This window comes from Dietzia sp. CW19, from assembly GCF_014145265.1.
Lineage (GTDB): Bacteria > Actinomycetota > Actinomycetes > Mycobacteriales > Mycobacteriaceae > Dietzia > Dietzia natronolimnaea.
The window spans coordinates 5,205-5,627 of sequence record NZ_JAALEE010000530.1 but is presented as its reverse complement, the minus strand read 5'-3'; the positions used below and the strand labels follow the sequence as shown (position 1 = coordinate 5,627).

General features: G+C 73.3%; 1 protein-coding gene. It reads right to left on the bottom strand.

Annotated features, from left to right (window positions below):
• A partial coding sequence (locus G6021_RS17570; protein ID WP_241736597.1) for a DUF222 domain-containing protein occupies nucleotides 1-423 on the bottom strand: 423 nt, incomplete at both ends.

The window sequence follows — 423 nt, the reverse complement described above, 5'->3', positions numbered from 1 at the left end:
GCGTCACCGCCGGAGAGCAGTTCCTCGCACAGCCAGTCGAAGCTGGCGTAGGCGCCGTTGACGAACTGCACCCGGTTGGGCAGGCCCTGCGCGATGCTGTCGATGATCGAGATCCGGATGGGCTTGTCGGTGCCCCACGACGCACCCGGCGGCGGACCGCCCGGCGGCGTGTCCGTGCCGGCGGTCGCGCCATCTGTGTTGTCGGCGCGGTGGGTGTCCTCGGGGTCGTGCAGGGCGGTGCCGATGTCGTCGGTGTTCGGGTCCCCCAGGGCGCACAGGGCATCGGCGCGCAGTTGGTCGCGGGTGCGGGGATGGCCCGAATCGCAGGCGGCGCGGGCGGCGGCGTCGATGCGGCGGTGGAGTTTCTCGGCGTCCCCGCTGGGCAGGTGGGCCCACATGCTGGTCATGCCGTCGCGGCCGGGG